14 protein-coding genes are annotated in these 23,247 nt (G+C 51.3%); 4 read left to right on the top strand and 10 right to left on the bottom strand.

The window, feature by feature from the left end; all coding sequences use genetic code 11:
• Nucleotides 1-34: 34 nt before the first annotated feature.
• Entirely contained in the window at nt 35-2,335 is a 2,301-nt protein-coding gene (locus tag HER31_RS17685; RefSeq protein WP_168662658.1) for a YgiQ family radical SAM protein, read from the bottom strand.
• Nucleotides 2,336-2,567: 232 nt separating this feature from the next.
• On the opposite strand from HER31_RS17685, the gene HER31_RS17680 reads away from it, so the two are divergent.
• Nucleotides 2,568-3,419 (top strand): patatin-like phospholipase family protein, encoded by an 852-nt coding sequence (locus HER31_RS17680; RefSeq protein ID WP_168662656.1) that lies wholly within the window; start codon nt 2,568-2,570, stop codon nt 3,417-3,419.
• Between the two features lie 302 nt (nt 3,420-3,721).
• Here the strand turns inward: HER31_RS17680 and HER31_RS17675 are convergent, their stop codons facing one another.
• On the bottom strand, nt 3,722-6,307 hold the full coding sequence (locus HER31_RS17675) for a putative bifunctional diguanylate cyclase/phosphodiesterase (RefSeq protein ID WP_168662655.1): 2,586 nt from the start codon (nt 6,305-6,307) through the stop codon (nt 3,722-3,724).
• 127 nt (nt 6,308-6,434) lie between these two features.
• Here HER31_RS17675 and HER31_RS17670 point away from each other — a divergent pair, with 127 nt between their 5' ends.
• Nucleotides 6,435-6,989 carry a uracil-DNA glycosylase family protein gene (locus HER31_RS17670; protein ID WP_168662653.1) on the top strand — a complete coding sequence of 185 codons (555 nt, stop codon included), beginning with the start codon at nt 6,435-6,437 and terminating at the stop codon, nt 6,987-6,989.
• 3 nt (nt 6,990-6,992) lie between these two features.
• Here the strand turns inward: HER31_RS17670 and HER31_RS17665 are convergent, their stop codons facing one another.
• The 4 genes from HER31_RS17665 to hemE all read right to left on the bottom strand — a co-directional run bounded on the left by HER31_RS17665 (nt 6,993) and on the right by hemE (nt 10,965).
• A complete protein-coding gene (locus HER31_RS17665) occupies nt 6,993-7,907 on the bottom strand; it encodes a pseudouridine-5'-phosphate glycosidase (protein WP_168662651.1) in 915 nt (304 codons plus the stop codon).
• Complete coding sequence (locus HER31_RS17660) at nt 7,901-9,007, bottom strand: PfkB family carbohydrate kinase (protein WP_168662649.1); 1,107 nt, start codon at nt 9,005-9,007, stop codon at nt 7,901-7,903. The genes HER31_RS17665 and HER31_RS17660 overlap by 7 nt, the downstream gene beginning before the upstream one ends.
• Before the next feature lie 182 nt (nt 9,008-9,189).
• On the bottom strand, nt 9,190-9,789 hold the full coding sequence (locus HER31_RS17655) for a chromophore lyase CpcT/CpeT (protein ID WP_168662648.1): 600 nt from the start codon (nt 9,787-9,789) through the stop codon (nt 9,190-9,192).
• Between the two features lie 111 nt (nt 9,790-9,900).
• The gene (gene hemE, locus HER31_RS17650; protein ID WP_168662646.1) at nt 9,901-10,965 is read right to left on the bottom strand and encodes a uroporphyrinogen decarboxylase; all 1,065 of its coding nucleotides are present in this window, start codon (nt 10,963-10,965) and stop codon (nt 9,901-9,903) included.
• A gap of 432 nt (nt 10,966-11,397) precedes the next feature.
• Between hemE and rsd the strand changes: the two genes are divergently transcribed.
• The gene (gene rsd, locus HER31_RS17645) at nt 11,398-11,877 is read left to right on the top strand and encodes a sigma D regulator (RefSeq protein ID WP_168662644.1); all 480 of its coding nucleotides are present in this window, start codon (nt 11,398-11,400) and stop codon (nt 11,875-11,877) included.
• A 187-nt stretch (nt 11,878-12,064) separates the two neighbouring features.
• Here the strand turns inward: rsd and acnB are convergent, their stop codons facing one another.
• Nucleotides 12,065-14,659, bottom strand: coding sequence for a bifunctional aconitate hydratase 2/2-methylisocitrate dehydratase (gene acnB / locus HER31_RS17640; protein WP_168662642.1), 2,595 nt, complete (start codon nt 14,657-14,659; stop codon nt 12,065-12,067).
• 271 nt (nt 14,660-14,930) lie between these two features.
• Between acnB and hxpB the strand changes: the two genes are divergently transcribed.
• Nucleotides 14,931-15,614, top strand: coding sequence for a hexitol phosphatase HxpB (gene hxpB / locus HER31_RS17635; protein ID WP_168662640.1), 684 nt, complete (start codon nt 14,931-14,933; stop codon nt 15,612-15,614).
• A 9-nt stretch (nt 15,615-15,623) separates the two neighbouring features.
• On the opposite strand, the gene HER31_RS17630 is transcribed toward hxpB, so the two are convergent.
• From HER31_RS17630 to aceF, 3 genes are all read right to left on the bottom strand, one after another.
• Nucleotides 15,624-20,015: an EAL domain-containing protein gene (locus HER31_RS17630; protein WP_168662638.1), complete on the bottom strand. Its 4,392-nt coding sequence runs from the start codon at nt 20,013-20,015 to the stop codon at nt 15,624-15,626.
• 116 nt (nt 20,016-20,131) lie between these two features.
• Nucleotides 20,132-21,559: a dihydrolipoyl dehydrogenase gene (gene lpdA, locus HER31_RS17625; protein ID WP_168662636.1), complete on the bottom strand. Its 1,428-nt coding sequence runs from the start codon at nt 21,557-21,559 to the stop codon at nt 20,132-20,134.
• A gap of 104 nt (nt 21,560-21,663) precedes the next feature.
• Entirely contained in the window at nt 21,664-23,241 is a 1,578-nt protein-coding gene (gene aceF, locus HER31_RS17620) for a pyruvate dehydrogenase complex dihydrolipoyllysine-residue acetyltransferase (protein WP_168662634.1), read from the bottom strand.
• Nucleotides 23,242-23,247 lie beyond the last annotated feature (6 nt).

Genomic DNA, 23,247 nt, shown 5'->3' with positions numbered 1-23,247 from the left:
CCTAGGGGTAGGGTAGTGCGAAACCTCTAACTGTTTACGCTTTGGCGCGTTTAGGCCGGATTGGTTTGGCCGGTTTGCCATTCCAATTGCCTTGAGACTTAGCTTTCTGTCCCGGCCGGCCTCGCCCCTGCTCCGAGCGATTATCGCCTTTTCGACCGTCACCTCGTTCATCACTGCGGCCTTTATCGCCACGGCTAGACTCAGCTGCTGCACGTTTGGTCTTATCAAACTGCTTCAGGCCAGTATGCCGACTTAATGCCGGTTTTCCTTTGCCACCGGAGCGCGCCCCATGACGGCCGCCACTGCTGCCTTCAGCAGGAACTAAGCAATTAGGTCCGTTACCAATCAACTTCCCCAAACCGGCTTTCTTCAAGCCTTCACGCACAATTGGCCAGCCCTCGGGATCATGGTAGCGCAGAATCGCTTTGTGGATGCGTCGCTCACGCCCCCCCTTCGCTACCGCTACTTTCTCCTTAATCGAAGACTTGGTGACGTTACGCAACGAATCGAACTCGGTATGCCAGATAGTGGTGGCATTGGCGAGCGGCGACGGGTAGAAATTCTGGACCTGGTCCAACTTGAAGTCGTTCTCTTTCAACCACAGCGCTAGGTTAGCCATATCTTTGATGGTGGTGCCTGGGTGCGCCGAGATGAAGTACGGGATCAAGTATTGTTTCTTTCCAGCTTCCTTCGAGTACTTATCAAACAGCTGCTTGAACTTGTGATAACTGCCCATACCCGGTTTCATCATCTTCGATAGTGGGCCCTCTTCGGTGTGCTCAGGCGCAATCTTCAAGTAACCGCCAACGTGATGGCTGGCTAGCTCTTTAACGTAGCGAGGATCTTCCACCGCTAAGTCGTAGCGCACCCCCGAGGCGATAAGCACCTTCTTAATGCCCGGCACTGCACGCGCCTTGCGATACAGATCGATGGTTGGGGTGTGATCGGTATCCATGTGGCCACAGATATCTGGGTAGATACAGCTGTAACGACGACAAGTCGCTTCCGCCTTCGGGCTCTTACAGCGCAACTTATACATATTGGCTGTAGGTCCGCCCAGATCGGAGATCACCCCGGTAAAACCAGGCACCTTATCTTTAATATCTTCGATCTCACTGATGATCGATTCATGCGAGCGACTTTGGATGATCCGCCCTTCGTGCTCGGTAATGGAGCAGAAGGTACAGCCGCCATAACAGCCACGCATGATGTTGATCGAGGTTTTGATCATGTCATATGCTGGGATCTTCTTTCCGGTGTATTTCGGGTGTGGTACCCGCGCATACGGCAAACCGAAGACCCAATCCATCTCGTCGGTTTCCAGCGGGATCGCAGGCGGCGTTAACCACACAAAACGGTCACCATGACGTTGCATTAACGCCCGCGCACAACCGGGATTGGTCTCTTGGTGGAACACTCGTGAACTGTGAGCGTAGAGGATCTTATCTGCCTTCACCTGATCATAGGCCGGTAGCAAGATGTACTGCTTATCCCATGGCTTTGGCTTCGGTGGCTGCACCGTAATAGCACCCTCTGCCGGACTGTTATCAAACTTACTGCCCAGCTCACAGCCCATATCATCGGCACCGTAAGGGTTTGGAATAGGGTCGATTTTGCCCGGGCTATCCAAAGTGGTGGAATCAAGCCCAGACCATTCTGGCAATGCATCTTTAGTTAAGAAGCCGGTACCCCGGATATCATGCATATCCTTGATGTTTTCACCAGCTGCGGCCCGATGTGCCACCTCAATAATTGGTCGTTCAGCATTACCGTATATCAACAGATCCGCTTTGGCATCAAACAATATGGAGCGACGAACCTTGTCCTGCCAATAATCATAATGAGCAATACGGCGCAAACTCGCTTCGATAGAACCGATGGTTACCGGCACATCTTTGTAGGCTTCTTTACAACGCTGGGTGTAAACCACCACCGCCCGATCGGGCCGTTTGCCGTGCAGGTTATCTGGGGTGTAGGCATCGTCGTGACGCAAGCGACGATCAGCCGTGTAATGGTTGATCATTGAGTCCATGTTGCCAGCGCCAACCGCAAAGAATAGGTTGGGTTTACCCAACGCCATAAAATCCTCTTTGCTGTGCCAGTCTGGCTGATCGATGATGCCAACACGGAAGCCTTGCGCTTCCAACATACGACCAACAATCCCCATACCAAAGGAGGGATGATCCACATAGGCATCGCCAGTAACGACAATAATATCGCAGCTGTCCCAACCCAGCTTACGCATCTCTTTGCGGCTGGTTGGTAAAAACGGGGCCGGCTTTTCGTCACGATACTTCGGATAACTGAAAAGCTTATTTTTAGGGGTTTGGATCATCGGGTTTCCTCAGGCTCAGTCCCCCCACGGCGGTAGCCGGGGCGAATGGACGCGCGATTGTAGCAAAGCCAAGGCTTAGGTGCGACGGTTAAGTTTTAACCATAAATTTACTATGGGATTAATCCACAACTCGCCCCATCAGTTTAGCGTGGCCCAACTGAAGCGCCGCTTTGGCGTTGCTCCGGTAGCGATAAATTGGCTACATTGAGGCCGACAATAACAAGGAGTCGTTATGGATCAGCAACAAACCGCACTAGTGGTCGAAGGCGGCGCTCTGCGCGCGGTATTTTCCTGTGGCGTGTTAGATGGCTTTATGGACGCCAACTTTAAGCCGTTTGATAGCCTCTGGGGGGTTTCTGCGGGGGCAACAAATGTGGCGGCCTATCAAGCTCAGATGCGCGGCCGTAATCAGAAAATCTACACCGACTTAGCGCAGCGGCCACAATTTATGCAGCCTTTGGCGCTGTTGCGTGGTGGTGATGTCATGGATCTCGACTGGTTATGGCAGGTCAGCATGGCTGAGCTAGGGTTTGATAACGACACCTTCGCCCAGCAGCCGCAACCGGTATTTGTGGCCGTCACCCACCGCGACCAAGGCACACCGCACTATCTACGCGCGAACACCAGCAACATCGTCGAACTGATTAAGGCCTCCAGCGCCTTACCGCTATTATATCGGGCTGGGGTCGAACTCGAGGGTGAGCGCTATGTTGATGGCGGTGTGGCTGATTCAATCCCAGTTCAAGCGGCCATCGCCCACGGCGCTACCAAGATCATGGTGTTGCGCAGCCGCAGCGCCAACTATCGCAAACCCGCGCCTAACGCCCCTCGATTACTCAAGCGCTTGTTACGGAACACGCCGGGATTGATAGAGCCAATGCTCAGCCGAGCTCAACATTATAACTTCAGTGTTGAGCTGATCCGCAATCCACCGGCAGGGATTGAGATAATAGAAATTTGCCCACCAAAATCGTTCCAGCCGAGTCGCTTTAGCCGCCAAACCAAACTAATGGAACAGGGTTACCAGCTCGGCTTAGATGCGGCTGCTAGTGCGATGCAACGCTGGCAAACCAATGCCAAATAGCCGCAAATATTGGCTCTGTCGTAGTTAGCTGTTGAAGTTTACCTTAAGCCTTCGGCTTCACCGATTTCGGTGCTTTGGGGGGGGGAGGATGTCGCGGTGGCGACGGCACCCAAAGGGGAGCTTCGCCCCCTTTGGAATCCCCCTTTGCCTTAGATCGCAGTCCAAAGCGCTTCGCTGAACTGCTCCAATGCGGCAGAAGATCGACGACGGCAGTGCTTAACCCTTTGTATCGGGGCTCGCCTAGCCGAGCTGTAACTGTATTAGAAAGAACAACAACACTTAGCTGGTAGACAGCTCAAAAATTACCCTTCGAGAGCTCCGAGTAATGCATCCTCTTCGCTCTCTTCCGATTGGTAAGTGGCTAGATCCTGTGGCCGCGCAATACCATAGCCTTGAGCATAGGTAATGCCAATTTCGCGCAAACGCTGCAAGATCTCTTGGTCTTCAACAAACTCAGCAACAGTCTGAATGCCCATCACTTCACAGACGTCATAGATCGATTTCACAATGGCGTAATCTTTACTGTTGGTGGCGAGGTTCTTAACGAAAATGCCATCGATTTTAACGTAGTCAACGGGCAATCGACGCAGATAGCCATAGGAAGCAAAGCCAGAGCCAAAATCATCCAACGCAAAGGAGAAGCCCCGCTGACGGAGCTCATGTAAGATCTCCAAGGCGTGGTTTTCGTTGGTCAACGCTGCGGTTTCAGTAACTTCAAAACAGACCGTATGGGTTGGTACTCGATAGATGCTGCACATCTGATCGACATAGCGCACCAAACCATCGCTATTAAGAGTGGTACCTGAAAGGTTAATCGAAACGACTAAACGTCCCCACAACTGCTGGTTGCGAGCCAACCATTCGAAACTCTTACGAATAACCGCCCTATCGACCTGTGGCATCAAGTTAAAGCGTTCAGCGGCAGCAATAAACTGGCCCGGCGCAATGATGCGGCCATCCTCTTCCTTGATCCGCAATAGGATCTCGAACTTATGCTTACCACGCGTATCGCCGTTGCAAGGCTCAATCGGCTGGTAGAACAACACCAAGTCATCGTTGACGATGGCGTCGTTAATCCTCATTGCCCACAGCGGCGCATTACGCTGATTGGCCAGATCCTGATCCAGCGAGTCAAAGAAGCTGATCTGCCCTTCTCCGCCCTGGGAGCGGGTCATGGTGCAAGCAATCTCGGCATCTTTAAAGGTTTCATAGGGGGTTTGTTCGCCCCTAAAGAATGCCACCCCGATGCTGATACCAATCTTGTAACTGCCGCTGTCCCAGTACAAAGTAATGCCTTGGACTCGGTCGCTCAGCTCCTTCAATAGCTTGGAGATCTCCATTGCAGAGCTGTCTTTCATTATCAACCCAAACTCGTCCCCACCAATCCGTGCCAGCATATCTTGCGAGCGGATCGTTGCACTCATTTCGGTTGCAACATCAAGCAGCATGCGGTCGCCAGCGGCATGGCCACAGCTGTCATTGATAAGCTTAAAGCGGTTGAGGTTCATGTAACAGATCGCATGCTGGCCAGGTTTGTTGCCCAGCTCCTCCAGCGCTTGTTCAAACACCTGCCGATTAAACAAATTGGTGGTGCGGTCGCGTTGCGAACGTTGCCGTAACTGCTGTTTGAGCAGCAGCGAATTGGTCAAGTCTGATAGCACCATCACCGCCCCCAAGGTATTGCCTTGGCCGTCGAGGGTGCGCATTACGCTGTAGCGAAGGGTTTCTTGGCTCTGGTGCAACACCACTTCGCCATCATGACTTACTCGGCTGGAGTTAAACAACAATTGCAGCGCATCGTTTAGCTGTTCGCCGGCTTCATCGGTAATCAGATCAACCAACGAACAACGTTGCACCGGCCCATGCTCTAATCGCAGTAACCGTTCTGCCGCTGGGTTAACCAGTTCAACCCGCGTATCAGTATCCACCACTACCACGGCGTCATCTACCGCTCGCAGCAGAGAGTCTCGAAGCTGACGTTGATGGTGGTTTTTCAGCAACAGGACGTTGCAGTTTTGGGCAATGTAGCTCAGCTCATTAACTCGAGGAAACTTGAGCGGGTGGTGCAGCTCATGTTGCTCCGATTGCTGCAGTAATTTCGACATTTCGCGAATCGGGCTAAGCACAAAGTGATGCTGTAACAGGAATAAGCCAATTAAGATCACCGCCGCCAACACAACGAATATTGCAAACAGCGTGACCACCTGGCCGCCGAAAGAGTCGACCGATTTGCTATTAAAGGTAATATCGAGCATCAACGGTTTACCAAACAGCATCGGTAAGGTTGGTGCGCTCGAGTGCATCGGAGCACGGACGATAGCGGCACCAACGACCTCATCATAGGTTTGCGACAGCAGTTGCACCCGTTTATTACTGAGGTTGTTTACCTGCATGACGGCACGCCATTGCGGGTGTTTCAGCGGTAAGATAACCGCTAAGAAGTTCTGTTGCTCCAACTGGAAAAAGCCATTGCGTTCGAGCTGGTAGGTTTCATTGGCTAGGGGGCGTTGCAACTGCTCTAAAAGCCGCGCTAGGGTGCCATCCACCTGACGGTTACGCGCGAGCAACGGCCGCAATTCGCCATAATGATTGACCACCATCAGATGCGCACCCTGTTGCCGAGCATTGCGTAGCAAATACTGCAGTAGATCGTCTTGGGAAGATTCAAGGGCGGCACGAACCTGCTGGGTTTGGTCACCCAGGTTCGCTAAGCTCTTCTCCAACCGGAGCTGAGCACGGTTAAATTTAGCACTTTGTTGTTGTTTCGTTAGACCATCTAGATGCCATTCCAGTTGCATTAAAGACAGTCCTGACACTACCACCATGGCTGGTAGCGCGAACACAAACACCAAAAGCATCAAACGGCGAGATAAACTGATTGCTGGCACTGCACCCTAACCCTGTTGTTGGCCTATATTGGCAGCGATATTGCCACCTGAGTTCCTTCTCAAGAAGACCGCTTCAGACGTCTACATTGATAGCGTTATTGAATAGCGCACAACATAAAGGACAATTATGCTGAGCTCTCCTAGGTTATGTCGGCACTGCGACGATAAACTTGAGCCCAATCCCGTGCTGCAGTTTTCCGCTAACGCGACCCTATTAATTATTGGCCAAGCCCCTGGTCTGGCGGCACATCAAAGCGGTATCGCTTTTAATGATCCCAGTGGGCGTCGGTTAAGGCAATGGCTTGGGATCACTAACGGCTGTTTTTATGATCCGCAACAGGTTGCCATCGTACCGATGGGCTTCTGTTATCCAGGCAAGGGAAAGAGTGGCGATAATCCGCCGGATCCACGCTGTGCACCGCGGTGGCACCATCAGCTGCTCGAACAGATGTCGCAGTTGAAGTTGACGATATTGTTAGGCCAGCATGCTCAGCGTCATTATTTACAGGGGTTTAGCACTACAACTGCGGCGGTGCAGCAATGGCAGCAACATTTAGCCGTTGGGGTGATGCCATTGCCGCACCCATCGCCACGCAATAACATCTGGCTTAAGCGTAACCCTTGGTTTGAGCAACAGCTGTTACCACCGCTGCAACAAGCTGTTGCAGCGGCATTAGGCTAACGCTTATTGGCAGTAAGCCTTAGCGATCTGAGCGCCTAAACGGGCGTTATTCAGTACCAGTTGGATGTTGGAGTCCAAGCTGTTACCACCGGTCAGTTCACATACTCGAGCTAACAGGAATGGGGTAGAAGCCTTGCCAGCAATACCCTGTTCATCCGCTTCAGTCAGTGCTTGCTCGACCGCATTAGTAATGGTTTCAAGTGGCATAGCGTATTCCGCTGGAATTGGATTAGCCACAACCACACCACCGTTCAACTCTAATGCCCACTTGGCCTGCAGTGCAGTCGCAATCTGCTCTGGCGTATCCAAACGGTAATCGATGCTGTGTTCGCTTTCACGGGTGTAGAACGCTGGCAGAGTGTCAGTCTGGTAACCAATCACTGGTACACCTTGAGTTTCTAAATACTCGCGGGTCAGTGCCAAATCCAGAATTGACTTAGCGCCAGCACAAACAACCGCAACATTGGTGTTTGCCAGCTCTTGCAGATCAGCAGAGATATCCATGGTTTGCTGGGCGCCGCGGTGAACACCACCGATACCGCCTGTCGCAAAGACCTTGATGTCAGCCATAGCCGCTAGGATCATCGTTGCAGCAACTGTAGTCGCGCCGTCTTTCTCAGCTGCAACCACAAACGGAATATCACGACGGCTTACCTTAGTTACCGCTTGACCCGCTTGACCTAAGTGGCGGATTTGCGCTTCATCTAAACCCACCTTTAGACGGCCACCAATAATGGCGATAGTTGCTGGTACTGCACCTTGATCACGGATGGTTTGCTCAACCAATAATGCCGTCTCAACGTTACGTGGATAAGGCATGCCGTGGGAGATGATGGTGGATTCCAATGCAACTACCGGCTTGTTCGCTGCTAATGCTGCGGCGACTTCTGGTTGGATATCTAAGTACTGCTCTAACATGATGTTTCCTCTTGCTGGCTTAGCTCTAACTGACGTAGAACCGACAGCTCTGACATGGTTGAATTAATGGTGTTGGCAGCGGCAAGCGCTAAGCGAGCGGCTCCCAACGCAAAATCGACGCAGTGAGCCCAATCCCACTGACTTAGATGACCGTGTACCAAACCTGCCATTAAGGCATCGCCAGCACCGGTTACGTTGTTAACGCAGGTCGCCGAAGCTGGGATAAAGCGTTGTCCCTGCTCATCGCTGGCAAAGGCCCCTTCATGACCCAAGCTGATCAGCAACCGCGTAATGCCCTGCTGATGCAGTGCCATGGCAACTTTAGGCAAATCGTCACGATCATTGATGGTTAGCCCGCTCAATAGCTCAGCTTCCAACTTATTCGGTTTTAATGTGTGAATATGGCGCAGGTAAGGTTTGAGCTTTACCGCCTTTACGCTGGAGACGGGATCGACAAATATTGGCTTATCGCTGTGACAATGGAACAGATATTCCAAGGCACTGGCACTCAGGTTGGCATCAATCACTAATACTGAGGCTCGGTTTAACACCCCTTCCCGCTGAGCTAATTGCTCCGCGTTAAGTTGTTCCAGCAACGCCATATCGTTGAGCGCCAATTGCAGCTCGCCACTGGCGTCATGAATCGAGAGGTAGCTGGACGAGGTAGCACCACTAACACAAAGGCAATGTTCAACCTCAACGCCAGCTTCGCGACAACACTGTTTGAGCTGCTCGCCCCAGCTATCGTCACCAATGGCACCGATAAACTGCACTGAACTGCCAAGGCGGGCGAGGTTGTCAGCGATGTTACGACCAACACCGCCTGCACTGCTGCGCAACTGCCCTGGGTTGGAGTCGGCACTGATCAGCTCACCATCAGCACGGCCGCATAGATCCATGTTGGCACCACCAATTACTGCGGCATAGCGATGGGCTGCCAAGATATAGCCCTTGCCTTGGATCTCGCCTTTACGGGTGAGATTCATTATGTGGCCAGCAGCAGCACTGCGGCTGATCCCAAGCAGATCAGCCAACTGTTGTTGCTGTATCATTGGATCTTGGCGCAGCAGCGCCAGTATTTGTTGTTCTCGATCAGTCATAAACTTTTGTTTGCCCCACAAACATTTGTTTGATGATTGATCGTAATCGTGAATTTGCAAAGCTTTTTCTCACGATTTCTCAGCCACTTTGTGACTCACTGTGATTCAGCACAACAATCCCGCCTGTTAAAATGAAAAATGGCACCCACAAAGGTGCCATTAAGCAGCGTTTATCCCTGAGTTTAGTAACCAAGTTTATCGAAACGATAACCGCCTTTAGTGGCGCCCCACTTGTGCTTACCCTCACTATCAAAGCCACGATCCCAACTGACCAGCTGGTTAGCGGTTATTACGGTAGTAGCGGTGGCATAACTCGCGCCATAGAGTTTACTTTTGCAGTTATCGTCCTCGGTTGCACCAGTAAAGCGCTGTTGCTGTGGTTGCCACAACAAGGTAATTTCGCAACCAGCTTTCAGGTTGATCTGCGCAAACTCCAGTTGCTGTAGCTGCGCTTCATCTTCCCAAGCACCAACCATACGACTGGGTTCATCAATGGTGTATACCGCACTGATAAAGTGCCCGTCGGAGGTCTCAGTGAGCTGGTATACCCGTTGTCGATAGGGAGTTTTGCTCTTTAACGCTTGCTCGACATACAGCCACAAACCGTCTTTACGCTCAGTCCAGATAGGGGCCATATGCAATAAGATAGGGTGATAATCATCGTCTCGTTGTGCTTGCGTTTCACTACTGAAAGATCCTTGCATCCATTGATATAGGGTTGGTAAGTCCTGCGCCAATGCCAAGCTTGGTAGCAAGCAGATCGCAGCGAGTAATGGCTTCATCGTTAATCCTTTAACTGGTTAGGTTGGTATCGACCGTTGCTTATGCTAGCAAAGAGTGCATAAAAACAAAAAAGGCCACCCGAAGGTGGCCTTTTCAACAAGTAGCTAAGCTTACTTGTGGTATTTGGCAGACTGAGCGTGAACAGCCTTGATGAACGCGCCCGCGTGCTCAGGGTCAGCAAACTGGTGAATGCCGTGGCCCAAGTTGAAGACGTGGCCTTCACCGTGACCGAACTCACCCAAGATACGCTCAACTTCTTCCTCAATGCGAGGAACCGGTGCGTATAACATCGATGGGTCCATGTTGCCCTGCAGAGCAACCTTATGACCAACGCGCTGACGAGCTTCGTGCATGTTGGTGGTCCAATCCAGACCCAGTGCATCACAGCCGGTGTCTGCAATAGCTTCTAACCACTGACCGCCACCTTTGGTGAACAGCACTACTGGTACTTTCTTACCTTCGTAGGTGCGGATTAGGCCATCAACGATTTTGTGCATGTAACGCAGCGAGAACTCTTCGTAAGCTGGGCCAGACAGTACACCGCCCCAAGAATCAAAGATCTGGACCGCTTGTGCGCCCGCTTTGATCTGGGCGTTCAGGTACAGGATTACTGAATCAGCAAGCTTGTCCAACAACATGTGCAGCATCTGTGGTTCAGCAAAGGCCATTTTCTTGGTCTTAGCGAAATCTTTCGAGCTGCCGCCCTCAACCATGTAGGTAGCCAAAGTCCATGGAGAACCAGAGAAACCGATCAGTGGTACTTCACCTTTCAGTTCACGACGGATAGTGCGAACCGCATCCATCACGTAACCCAGCTCTTGTTCTGGATCTGGGATTGGCAGAGCTTCGATTGCTTCTTTGTTGTCAGCCAGCTTCTTGAAACGTGGGCCTTCGCCGGTTTCGAAGTACAGGCCCAGACCCATAGCATCAGGGATGGTCAGGATGTCAGAGAACAGGATAGCCGCATCCAGCTCGTAACGACGCAGAGGTTGCAGTGTTACTTCACAAGCCAATTCTGGGTTTTTACACAGGCTCATGAAATCGCCAGCTTCGGCGCGAGTAGCACGGTACTCAGGTAGGTAACGGCCAGCTTGGCGCATCATCCATACAGGGGTTACATCAACAGGCTGACGCAACAAGGCGCGCAGGTAGCGATCATTCTTCAGTTCTGACATCTGTATCTTCCAAAAACAGCAAACGAATCAAAATAAGTGGCAACATTGTAGCACCGCAAAGTTGAATTGATACGAGCGGGGCGTGAACCACTGCACAATTTGGCAACAGGAAAACCATATTCATCAACTGATAACAATTTGCAGTGAAAATTGCTCATTGTTCCGACAACATTCGTATTTCGTTAGTATCAAACGTTTAAAAAGCCAAGAACAATATTCACTATGCATATAGAAAAATCTTTTGATTCATTAATTTAGTCGCGAACAGTCGCCACTGCATGCAAATCGCTTATATAACATACCTGTTTAACCGTAACTGATCGGAACAGCACACTGATTTTCACAGATAAGCAACAAAACCATTGATCCAACCCACAACTCCGACTTAAATTGGAATATCAGAGGGCCGAGCGAAAATAAGAGGACAGTTGCATGCTGACCAAATTAGAAAAAGCCATAGACACTTGGGGTGGTTCGAGCAAGATTGTGGACCAGTGGTTGGACAATAGACGGCAGTTGCTCATTAACTACTGTCAGTTGGCTGGTTTACCGCCTTACAGCAACGACACCGGTACCCTACCGGAAGAGGCACACATCAAACATTTCTGCGGTTTACTGATGGATTATGTTTCTGCTGGCCATTTCGAGGTGTACGACCAAGTAGCCAGCGCCTGTGAAAAAAGCGGTGAAAAGAGCCGTCAGCTGGCCAAGGAGCTGCTGCCCAAAATCAATCTCAGTACCGATTTAGCGCTCGACTTTAATGACCAATACACCAATGGCATTGATGACGAGCAGATGTTGAGACTGGATCAAGACCTATCCAAACTTGGCCAGGCGATGGAAGAACGCTTTGAACTTGAGGACCGGCTACTCGATACGCTTCACCAAGGTTTAGAAACCACCGCAACATAAGCTTATTGTTATACCGGCCCTATTGGTTGTTGCTATCGTGCCGGCAAGTCGCATTAACCTAGGCATCGGGTGCCACTGTTCGTCGCTCAAGCAGTAGCTCCGATAACGCAACAACACTAAACAGCTCTACTCCTCAACAAAAAAGGCCCTGCTCATTGAGCAGGGCCTTTTAGTTTACTGCGCCAACTTACGCTGGCTGCTGTAAAATCACCTCACCAGCTGGCTTGGTATATTGCTCCATCAAATGGAAATTCAAGTAACGGTAGGTGTCCGCAGCTTGCGCATCGATGGTTTTAGCGTATTCCAGATACTCAGCAACCGTTGGCAACTTACCGATAATAGAAGCCACTGCAGCTAGCTCTGCCGATGCCAGGTAGACGTTCGCGCCGGTACCCAAACGGTTCGGGAAGTTACGGGTTGAGGTTGACACCACGGTGGAGTTGTCCGCGACCCGGGCTTGGTTACCCATACACAGTGAACAACCCGGCATCTCAGTGCGTGCACCAACCTTACCAAAGATGCCGTAATAGCCCTCGTCAGTTAGCTGCTGCGCGTCCATCTTGGTTGGTGGCGCAACCCATAGCCGAGTCGGTAACGCGCCCTTGTGTTGATCCAGTAACTTACCTGCGGCACGGAAGTGACCGATGTTGGTCATACAAGAGCCGATAAACACTTCGTCGATGGTTTCGCCTTGCACCTCTGACAGCAAGCGAGCGTCGTCAGGATCATTCGGGGCGCATAGGATTGGCTGGTTGATCTCGGCCAGATCGATTTCGATCACTTCACAGTACTCGGCATCCGCATCAGCTTTCATTAACTGTGGGTTATCCAGCCAGTCTTGCATCGCTTGAATACGACGCTCGATGGTACGACGATCGCCATAGCCTTCAGCAATCATCCACTTCAGCATAACGATGTTGGACTCAAGATATTCGGCGATAGGTTCTTGGCCTAAGTTAATGGTACAACCCGCAGCGGATCGCTCGGCCGACGCATCGGATAACTCGAACGCCTGTTCAACGGTCAAGCTTTCCAACCCTTCAATTTCTAGCACGCGACCGGAGAAGATGTTCTTCTTGCCCTTCTTCTCCACCGTCAGCAAACCTTGCTGAATCGCGTAATACGGAATGGCATGAACCAAATCGCGCAAGGTAATACCCGGCTGCATCTCGCCTTTAAAGCGAACTAGTACTGACTCGGGCATATCCAGCGGCATTACGCCAGTTGCGGCGGCAAAGGCCACTAAACCAGAACCCGCAGGGAAGGAGATCCCTAATGGGAAACGGGTATGCGAGTCACCGCCGGTACCAACGGTATCTGGCAGCAACATGCGGTTCAGCCAAGAGTGAATAACACCATCACCAGGGCGAAGTGATACACCACCGCGGTTCATGATGAAATCAGGCAAGGTCGCATGCGTGTTCACATCCACTGGCTTAGGATAAGCGGCGGTGTGACAGAACGACTGCATGGTTAAATCGGCAGAGAAGCCCAAACAAGCCAGATCTTTGAGCTCATCACGGGTCATTGGGCCAGTCGTATCTTGCGAGCCTACGGTGGTCATCTTCGGCTCGCAGTATTGACCAGGGCGAACCCCATCAACACCACAGGCTTTACCAACCATCTTCTGCGCCAAGGTGAAACCGTTGCTACTCGCAGCAACATCTTGTGGGCGACGGAACACATCCGACGGTGCCAGAGATAGGGTCTCACGAGCGCGGTCGGTCAAGCCTCGTCCAATGATCAATGGAATACGGCCGCCAGCACGCACTTCATCAAGCAGTACGTCGGTTTTGAGGCTGAACTCTGAGATAACTTCGCCAGCGTCGTTCTTTACTACGCCTTCGTATGGGTGGACGTGAATAACATCACCCATCGCCATCGCATCAACCGGCATCTCAATTGGCAGCGCGCCGGCATCTTCCATGGTGTTGAAGAAGATAGGCGCAATCTTGCCACCGAAACAGAAACCACCAGCACGCTTATTAGGTACGTTGGGGATATCATCGCCCATAAACCACAGCACCGAGTTGGTGGCAGATTTACGGGAAGAGCCGGTGCCGACAACGTCGCCAACATAAACCACTGGGTGGCCTTTGGCTTTCAGTTCTTCAATCAGTTTTACTGGGCCAACTTCACCGGCCACATCTGGCACAATGCCATCACGAGCGTTCTTCAGCATCGCTAAGGCATGTAATGGGATATCTGGGCGTGACCACGCGTCCGGTGCCGGCGACAGATCATCGGTGTTGGTTTCGCCGGTAACCTTAAAGACGGTAAGGGTGATCTTTTCCGCCAAGGTTGGCTTGGAGGTGAACCATTCGGCTTCTGCCCAAGATTCAACAACCTGCTTAGCAAAGGCATTACCGCTATTGCTCAACTCAACCACATCGTGGAAGGAATCAAACATCAATAGCGTATGCGACAGAGCCTTGGCAGCGATTGGCGCCAAGGTGTCGTTAGTCAGTGCAGCGATCAGCGGCTCAATGTTGTAGCCACCCTGCATGGTGCCAAGCAGTTCTACCGCTTTCTCTGCACTTACTAATGGGCTTGCGATGTCGCCTTTGGCGATAGCCGCTAAAAAGCTGGCTTTAACGTAAGCCGCTTCATCCACACCAGGTGGAATGCGATTTTCGAGTAGGTCTAGCAGGACGGCTTCTTCGCCTGCTGGTGGGGTTTTGATGAGCTCAATAAGCTCGGCAGTTTGTTGCGCATCGAGGGGTTTAGCAACGATACCCTGGGCGGCACGCTCTGCGACGTGTTCACGATAGGCTTTTAACACAACGTAATTCCTCTTCATCCTGGCAAGCTCACGACAAGCTGCACATCCTGTGAACCGATTGGCATAATCACTCGATTTGTGAGTTATGCCACATCTTGCTTAGGTGCGGGCAGTATAGCGAGGTTATGTTCAGTTTTAAATCGATTCACAACCTGCTAACGATAATGTTTATAGATATTTAATTATTTACACTAACCATACTCACAAGCGGCTTTTCCCTGCACGTTTGCTGCATTACCATCTCGTTTCTATTCCAATCAAATAAGCAGTCATGACTCAACAACAGCAAGCGCTCGCTTTGGCCGCAGTGATCTTCGATATGGACGGCGTTTTAGTCGATTCCGAACCGATGTGGCAAAGAGCTGAGCTCGCCGTCTTACCTCGCTATGGTGTGCCGTTAACCCTTGCAGACACGGTTGCGACCAAGGGTCTGCGTATCGACCAGGTGGTGGCGCTATGGTATAGCCGCCACCCATGGCAAGGCGCTAGCATTGACCAAGTTGCCGCCGAGATTGTCGATCAGGTGGCTGCATTGGTGCGAACCGAAGGACAACCCTTACCCGGTGTAGAGCAAGCATTTGCGGTTATCAAAGCAAACGGCTTACCTATCGCTCTAGCAACCTCCTCGCCGACGCAACTGATTAACGCTACCCTCGAGCGATTGCAGCTAACCGAGCATTTTCAGGCAATCTGCTCCGCCGAAGCCTTGGCTTACGGTAAACCGCACCCTCAGGTTTATCTCAATGCTGCCACAGCACTCGGGGTTGCTCCAGAGCAATGCCTCGCCATTGAAGATTCGGTCAATGGTGTTATCGCGGCTAAGGCTGCCAATATGGCTGTGGTCGCCATCCCTGAAGTCGCGCAACAACAAGACCCTCGTTTTAGTATCGCTAACTTCAACCTAGCCACGTTGCATGAATTAAACCAAGATTGGTGGCGCCAACACTGCTGCTAAGCGGTGGCGTTAGTAATCCTCAGCAGGAACACCTTGCCATTGCTGAATAAAGCTAAGGCACAATGGCGCACTCATCGGCCGCGCATAACGAAAACCCTGTACAAGGCTGCAGCCTTGCTCTTGTAAAAACTGTTGTTGGGTAGCGGTTTCTACCCCCTCAGCCAGTACTTCAAGGTTAAGGTTGCGACCCAAGTCGATAATGGTGCGGATAATGGCAGCATTAACCTCAGACTGCGGTAACGACAAGACAAAGGAGCGGTCAATCTTAACTTGATCAACCGCAAATTGGCTTAGGTAGGCCAAGCTGGAGTAACCGGTACCAAAGTCATCAATGGCAACCCGTACGCCTAATTGTTGCAGGGCATGCAGATGGTGTTGTACCAATTTAACTTCATGCATCAACACCCCTTCAGTGATCTCGATACACAATGATTGCGGTTTCATCTGCGTTTGTTGCAGCACCTGCTCGACGTAATCGACAAACTCCGCTTGGCGAAAGTTGGTGGCTGACACGTTAACCGATAGCACCAAGTTTGCATCCACCCCATCCCAGCGCACAAACTCACGACACGCCTGTTTCAAAGCCCACCGATCCAACTGAATGATAAAACCATTCGACTCGGCAATGGCGATAAACTCCTCGGGGTGAATGGCACCACCGGCAACATCAAACCAGCGCAGTAGTGCTTCAATCCCAAGAATACGGCCGCTATCAAGATCAATCTGCGGCTGGTAGTACAGCTGCAACCGCTCATTCAATAGCGCCTCCCGCAGGGCACTATCGAGGGCCAGTTGGTGGTGCATCTGATCGTTGCGTTGCTTGGTATAAAAACAGAAGCGCCCGCGCCCCTCCTCTTTAGCTTGATACATCGCTAAATCGGCGTTCTTAACCAGAAACTCCAGTTGTTCGCCATCCTCAGGACAACGTGAAATGCCAATACTGGTACTGATGTAAAACACCTGCGAGCCCACTTCAAACGGTTGGCTAAATGCATGCAGCAACCGATCTGCCAATTGCTCCAGCTTTTTAGTGCTCAGCGCATCCGGCACAAACACCACAAACTCATCGCCACCAAAACGACACAACATATCGGCAGGGCCGATGTACTGTTGCAAGCGCCGAGCCGCCTCCACCAGCAGCTCATCACCACTTGAGTGACCAAAGCTGTCATTGATGTTCTTAAATCGATCAAGATCTAAGAACAACAACGCTGACGGCTGTGACAACAGCGCATTTTTTTCCAGTAGCTGCGCTACCTGTTTATTAAAATTGGAGCGATTTAGCAGCCCTGTAAGAGGATCAAAATTAGCGAGTCGCTGCAGCTCGGCTTCGGTCTGCTTGCGGATTGAGATATCACTGAACAGGAAGATCCAGCGCTGTTCTGAGCCGCTGTGCATGGTGCTCAAGCTCACCTGCATCGGCAAAGCATTGCCTTGCCGATTGAATAGGAAGACTTCCCCTTGCCATGGTGTCGGTTGCTGCAGCAGCTCATTGACCGACATCGATTGCTCATGCAGCCAAAAGTGCATCAATTCACCGTTGTGCAGATCCGTTGGGCTGCAGCCCAATATGCTGGCCGCCGCAGGGTTGGCACCAACGATCTGAAGATCGCGATCGAGAATGAACACCCCCTCTGCTGCATGCTCAAACGCTAACGCGTAGAGTGTGTGTTCCTGTTCTAAGCGGCGGTTCTCGGTGATATCGGTGTAGATCCCAGCGATCGAGATCGGTTTGTTGGTATTGGGCTCACGGGTAACAACCTTCCCCATGGTGTGGATCCAGCGCCACTGCCCACTGTAATCGGTTTGTCGGTAGATCACATCGTAGCGATCGTTGGTGTTACTGATATGATTTTGCCACGCAGTTTTCACCCGCAAGCGGTCATCCGGATGGATACTATTGGTATCAGGTTCGGCAATCAGTACGTCCCCACTGGCACTGAAAATCTTCTTACGATCGCTGATCCGAATTAGATTATCTTCTCGGTGCCACTCCCAGCTATCTGAATCACTGGCATCCAGCGCAATATGCAACCGCTGTTGGCTACTAGATAACTGCTTTAACGCCTTATTACCACGGCGGAGCTTAGAGCGGAGCAACAGTATTAACAGCACTAACAGAATTACAGCGAGGGTGAGGGTAGCAAACTGGGCTGCACTGTATTGCCACCAAGCTTGATTAACCGTAAAGCGAACTCGACTGGGAATACTTTGCCAAGAGGCGTTACTGCTGCCGAACAGCAGTAGCTCATAATCGCCGGCTTTGAGGTGGCTAAAAGTGAGTCGGTCAGAGGCGTTAATGGTAATCAGCTCCCCTTCGTTACCGTTGTAATTCAACTTGTAACGATAGCGCTTGGGGTTCGGATCCAGTAGGCGATTGCTGGCAAACTGAAAGGTAACTAATTGGGCTGAAGCATCCAATTCAATCTTGCTGAGTTCAGGTCGGAGCCACACCTGGCTAGTGCCATCATTCAGCTGCAGCTCGAGTGATTCAAACAGTGCCCGTTGACGCCGCTCTACCACAAACATCTGGTCGGGCTGCAACACCGCCATGCCGTTACTGCTACCCACCATGAATCCCAAAGACTCATCGTAAAACATCGCGCCTTCATTGAAGTTCGCGATCGGTAAGCCATCGTAACGGTCGATACCGATCACCTCATCTACGGCAGGATCAATTCGATATAAGCTGCGATCACATCCCAATAGGATCGATTGATTATGGGTTGTGGCAAAATTGGGATTATCACAATTCAACCCTAGATGTTCCGAGATCGATACCACCTCATTCCAGCGGCTGTCATATTGCCACAAGCCATGGCCATAGTTGCCAAACCATAAACGTTGTTCGGAGATAGGCAGCAGCATGCTGAAGCTATTCAGGCGATATTGTTGCGGCAGCAATGGCAGCAATGAATGATATTGATCGCTATGATCCAGATAGCCCAGTACTCCTTCCCCCGCCAACCACAATCGTTGCTGTTCATCCTCATGGGCATTACGCACTCCAATCACCGCTTCACCGTCGATCAACAGGTGTTCGATATCCCGCCCCGGTTTCCAGCGGAAGGTCTGCAAATCGGTGATCAGCAATAACGCATCGCCACTAGGAACAATCACATAGATACTGCGTTTTGCGAGCTCTGGCGCACCTACGGGGATCAGCGGTTTCGCTTGCAGTGTGGTTCGGTCAACTTCATATAAACCATTACTGCTACCAATTAACCATCGTTGTGGGTCCAAAGGCCAAATCGCCCATGCCGCACCACTGTCATCCAAGCCGGGTAGCTCGATGTGGCGATAGCTATTAGTGGCTACATCGAACCACTGCAAGCCACCATCAGTGGCCAACAGCCGTTGTTCGTCATCGGCCCAGATATGCCAAACCGCCCCTGCTGGCATCTGCGGGTAGTGCTTAGGGGTATAGGACTCCGCCACAAAGTTCATCGGTGGTCGCATGCCCACCAAGCCATGGTAGCCACTCATAAACCACAACCGTTGATTAGAATCGAGCATCAGCTTTAGCACCAACACCGGATCAAAGTTTTCAACGGTTGGCATCGGTACTTCAGTAGGGGCAACAGCGCCTATCGACCAAAGCCAAAGTTTGCCTCTGCCTAACAGCCAAACATTGCCACGGGGATCCATCTCAAGATCCCGAATTGAGGCAGTTAACAGGGTCTTAAACGAGTCTTTACCGACATGGACATCCATCGACACCAACCCTTGGGTGCTGGCTATCCAAAGGGTATCGCGGTCAACATCCAACAACGTAGTGAGTTCGCCGCCGGCGTCATCCCACACCTCGCTATCCAGCACCACACCTTGCTCATTAAGATGCCAAAGTTGGTGCGGTGCCATGACCCAGATGCCACCATCAGCATGGTGGTAGATCTGCCGATAACGTTGCCCAGCTGGGAGCTTTCCAACCAAGGTTAATGCGTTCAGGTCGGAGCGCAGTTTGTAGATGTGGCCATTGTTGGTAATAAACCAAATGTCACGCTGGTGATCTTGATAAAAGAAGCCGGTGCTGCTGTTGGCATCGAGATTTGGGAAACGCTCGGATAGCGGCAAAAATTGATTGTTAGCGATATCGAATAACGCAATCTGGCCTGCGGTACTAAGTAACAGTTGTTGATCTGGCAGGCGCTGTAATGCACGAAATACACTGTTGCTGAGCTGCCCAGCAACATTCAGGTCATCCACACGTCGAACCACCCTATCGCTCATGCGATAGAGTCCATCCTCAGTGCCTATCCATAACAAGCCCTCTTGATCCTCAAGCGTGCTCAGTACGATTTGGCTTTGTAGACCCTGCTCAAACCCAACCACCCGAACTGCTTCGGCAACGCTACTATTGGTCCACAGCAATAATGCGAAGCACCACAATCTCAGCCACATAAACTCTACTGTACGTTATTCATTTTTATGGCAGCCAAGCTACGCTAATTTATTGCAGAATTCATCCATAAAAAAGGCAGCCATAAAGGCTGCCTTTTATAATTAACTATTGAATTTTATTTCTTTTTTGCCTTGGCGTTGGGCAAATCAGTAATGCTACCTTCATACACTTCCGCAGCTAGACCAACGGATTCATGCAGAGTTGGGTGAGCGTGAATGGTGAGCGCGAGATCCTCAGCATCACAACCCATTTCAATCGCCAAGCCTAGCTCACCAAGCAGTTCACCACCGTTAGAACCAGCGACAGCGCCACCAATAATACGGTTGCTCTCTTTATCAAAGATAAGCTTGGTCATACCATCGGAGGCACCTTGAGCAATAGCACGGCCGGAAGCGCCCCATGGGAACACCGCGGTCTCGTAACTGATGCCCTGCTCTTTGGCTTCTTTCTCGGTTAAGCCAACCCAAGCGATCTCAGGATCGGTGTAAGCGATGGATGGAATCACCTTAGGATCGAAATAGTGCTTCTTACCGGCAATCACCTCAGCGGCAACATGGCCTTCATGCACACCTTTGTGCGCTAACATCGGTTGACCCACGATGTCGCCAATCGCGCTAATGTGCGGCACGTTCGTGCGCATCTGCTTATCAACATTGATAAAGCCGCGCTCATCAACGGCGATGCCGGCTGCTTCAGCGTTAATTAGCTTACCGTTTGGTAGACGACCAATAGCCACCAGTACCGCATCGTAACGCTGTGGCTCTGCTGGGGCTTTCTTACCTTCCATGGAGACGTAAATGCCATCTTCTTTGGCTTCAACAGCAGTCACCTTGGTTTGCAGCATAAACTTAAATTTCTTGCTCATGCGCTTAGTAAACACCCGCACCACATCTTTATCCGCGGCAGGGATCACTTGATCGAGCATCTCAACCACTTCAACGTTAGAACCAAGCGCGTCATAGACTGTGCCCATCTCTAAACCGATGATGCCGCCGCCCATAATCAATAGCTTCTCTGGAATACTCTTCAGCTCTAGCGCGTCTGTAGAATCCCAGATACGAGGATCTTCATGAGGAATAAATGGCAGTTCAATTGGACGAGAGCCCGCTGCAACGATGGCGTTATCAAAGGTGATGGTAGTGACCTGTCCATCATCGCCAGTTACGTCAATACTGTTGGCACCGGTGAATTGGGCGTGGCCGTTAACCACGTTGACCTTACGCATCTTGGCCATGCCACCCAGACCACCGGTAAGCTGACCGACCACCTTCTCTTTATGAGCGCGGATCTTATCTAAGTCGATGGTTGGTGCGCAGAAGCTAACGCCATGGCTATCCATCTGTTTGGCTTCGTCGATAACCTTCGCTACGTGTAGCAACGCTTTGGAAGGGATACAACCTACGTTCAAGCATACTCCACCGAGACTGCTGTAACGTTCAATCATAACGGTTTCCAGACCTAAGTCAGCGGCGCGAAACGCTGCAGAATAACCGGCTGGTCCTGCACCCAAGACAACAACTTGGGTTTTGATCTGTTGGCTCATGATGTTCCTCTGATTCTAATGCATTCCATTGAGAGCACGGCCATTGTACGTGGCCGCACTCAGGAACAGAAGCCAGATCACAAAGTTCTGGCTTACTGCGACCTTTACAGTACGAGTTTGCGAATATCGCCTAAGTAACTCGCCAAGGTTGAGCTAAAGCGAGCACCGTCGGCGCCATCGATAACCCGGTGGTCATAAGACAACGACAGCGGCAGCATCAGCCGTGGCTCAAACTCGCTGCCATTCCATTTGGGCTTCATCTCAGATTTGGATACGCCCAAGATGGCCACTTCCGGAGCGTTCACGATTGGTGTAAACGCGGTTCCACCAATACCACCGAGACTAGAGATAGTGAAACAACCGCCCTGCATATCAGCGGAGCTCAGCTTGCCTGCTCGGGCTTTCTTAGAGATTGCCATCAACTCTTGCGACAACTCATAGATGCCCTTCTTATCAACATCGCGCACTACTGGAACCACCAACCCGTTTGGTGTATCAACAGCAACACCGATGTGGATGTACTTTTTCAACACCACACTTTCGCCATCTTCACCGATACTGGCGCAGAATTGCGGCAAATCCGCGAGGGTTTTGGCCACGGCTTTAAGGATGAACACCAGCGGGGTGATCTTGAAACCAAGATCTTGCTTGGCCACATCAACGTTCTGCGCCTTGCGGAACGCCTCGACTTCGGTGATATCGGCTTCATCGAACTGGGTTACGTGCGGAATGACCGCCCAATTACGGGCGAGGTTCGCGCCGGAGATCTTCTTGATCTTCGACATTTTCTGCACTTCAATTTCACCAAACTTAGCAAAATCGACTTTCGGCCACGGTAGCAGCTCCAAGCCGTTGCCAGAGCTGACTTGGCCAGATTGAACCTTAGCCAAAGCGCCCTTAACGTAGCTTTGCACATCCTCTTTAATGATGCGCTTCTTACGGCCAGTACCAGTCACCTTACTCAGGTCGACACCAAACTCACGCGCCAAACGGCGGATCAGCGGCGTCGCGTAGGCATAAGCGCTGTTTTCCGAGAAGTCGCTGGCTGGCGCGTTAGCCACTGGAACCACAGCCGTAGGCTGAGCCGGAGCAGCTGTTGGCGCTTCAACCGATGCGACAGGGGCTTGCGTAGGAGCTGCTGGAGCAGCACCAGCCACTTCAAACACCATAATATCGGCACCGGTGGTGACTGAATCACCCAGATTAACACTGATGGATTTAACCACACCGGCAACCGGTGCCGGTACTTCCATAGAAGCCTTGTCACCCTCTACCGTTAATAACGATTGCTCTTCGGTAACGCTATCGCCAACCTTAACCAAGATCTCGGTAACCTCTACCGCATCGCCGCCAATATCTGGTACTGCAATAACCTGCTCGCTGGTAACAGCGGGAGCAGCTGTAGTGATTGCTTCAGCTTCGGCACTTGCTGGGGCAACAGGCGTTGCTGCAACGTCGTCAAAGAGCATAATTAAGCTGCCGGTAGTGACGTTATCGCCGACGGTTACTTTTATCTCTTTAACAACACCAGCACTTGCTGCTGGCACTTCCATTGAAGCCTTATCACCTTCAACGGTCAGCAGTGATTGTTCCAGCTCAACGGTATCACCCACTTGAACTAGGATTTCAGTCACTTCGACTTCATCTGCACCGATATCCGGTACGGTAATTTCAATAGTCATGTGATG

Origin of the sequence: Ferrimonas lipolytica (assembly GCF_012295575.1) — a bacterium.
Lineage (GTDB): Bacteria > Pseudomonadota > Gammaproteobacteria > Enterobacterales > Shewanellaceae > Ferrimonas > Ferrimonas lipolytica.
The sequence above is the reverse complement of the archived record's forward strand: the minus strand, read 5'-3'. Positions and strand labels throughout refer to the sequence as shown.

Coding starts and splice junctions, on each gene's coding strand:
- HER31_RS17630 (WP_168662638.1), bottom strand. CDS start 20,015: ATGTGGCTGAGATTGTGGTGCTTCGCATTATTGCTGTGGACCAATAGT.
- HER31_RS17680 (WP_168662656.1), top strand. CDS start 2,568: ATGGATCAGCAACAAACCGCACTAGTGGTCGAAGGCGGCGCTCTGCGC.
- lpdA (WP_168662636.1), bottom strand. CDS start 21,559: ATGAGCCAACAGATCAAAACCCAAGTTGTTGTCTTGGGTGCAGGACCA.
- HER31_RS17685 (WP_168662658.1), bottom strand. CDS start 2,335: ATGATCCAAACCCCTAAAAATAAGCTTTTCAGTTATCCGAAGTATCGT.
- HER31_RS17665 (WP_168662651.1), bottom strand. CDS start 7,907: ATGTTAGAGCAGTACTTAGATATCCAACCAGAAGTCGCCGCAGCATTA.
- HER31_RS17655 (WP_168662648.1), bottom strand. CDS start 9,789: ATGAAGCCATTACTCGCTGCGATCTGCTTGCTACCAAGCTTGGCATTG.
- aceF (WP_168662634.1), bottom strand. CDS start 23,241: ATGACTATTGAAATTACCGTACCGGATATCGGTGCAGATGAAGTCGAA.
- rsd (WP_168662644.1), top strand. CDS start 11,398: ATGCTGACCAAATTAGAAAAAGCCATAGACACTTGGGGTGGTTCGAGC.
- hxpB (WP_168662640.1), top strand. CDS start 14,931: ATGACTCAACAACAGCAAGCGCTCGCTTTGGCCGCAGTGATCTTCGAT.
- hemE (WP_168662646.1), bottom strand. CDS start 10,965: ATGTCAGAACTGAAGAATGATCGCTACCTGCGCGCCTTGTTGCGTCAG.
- HER31_RS17660 (WP_168662649.1), bottom strand. CDS start 9,007: ATGACTGATCGAGAACAACAAATACTGGCGCTGCTGCGCCAAGATCCA.
- HER31_RS17670 (WP_168662653.1), top strand. CDS start 6,435: ATGCTGAGCTCTCCTAGGTTATGTCGGCACTGCGACGATAAACTTGAG.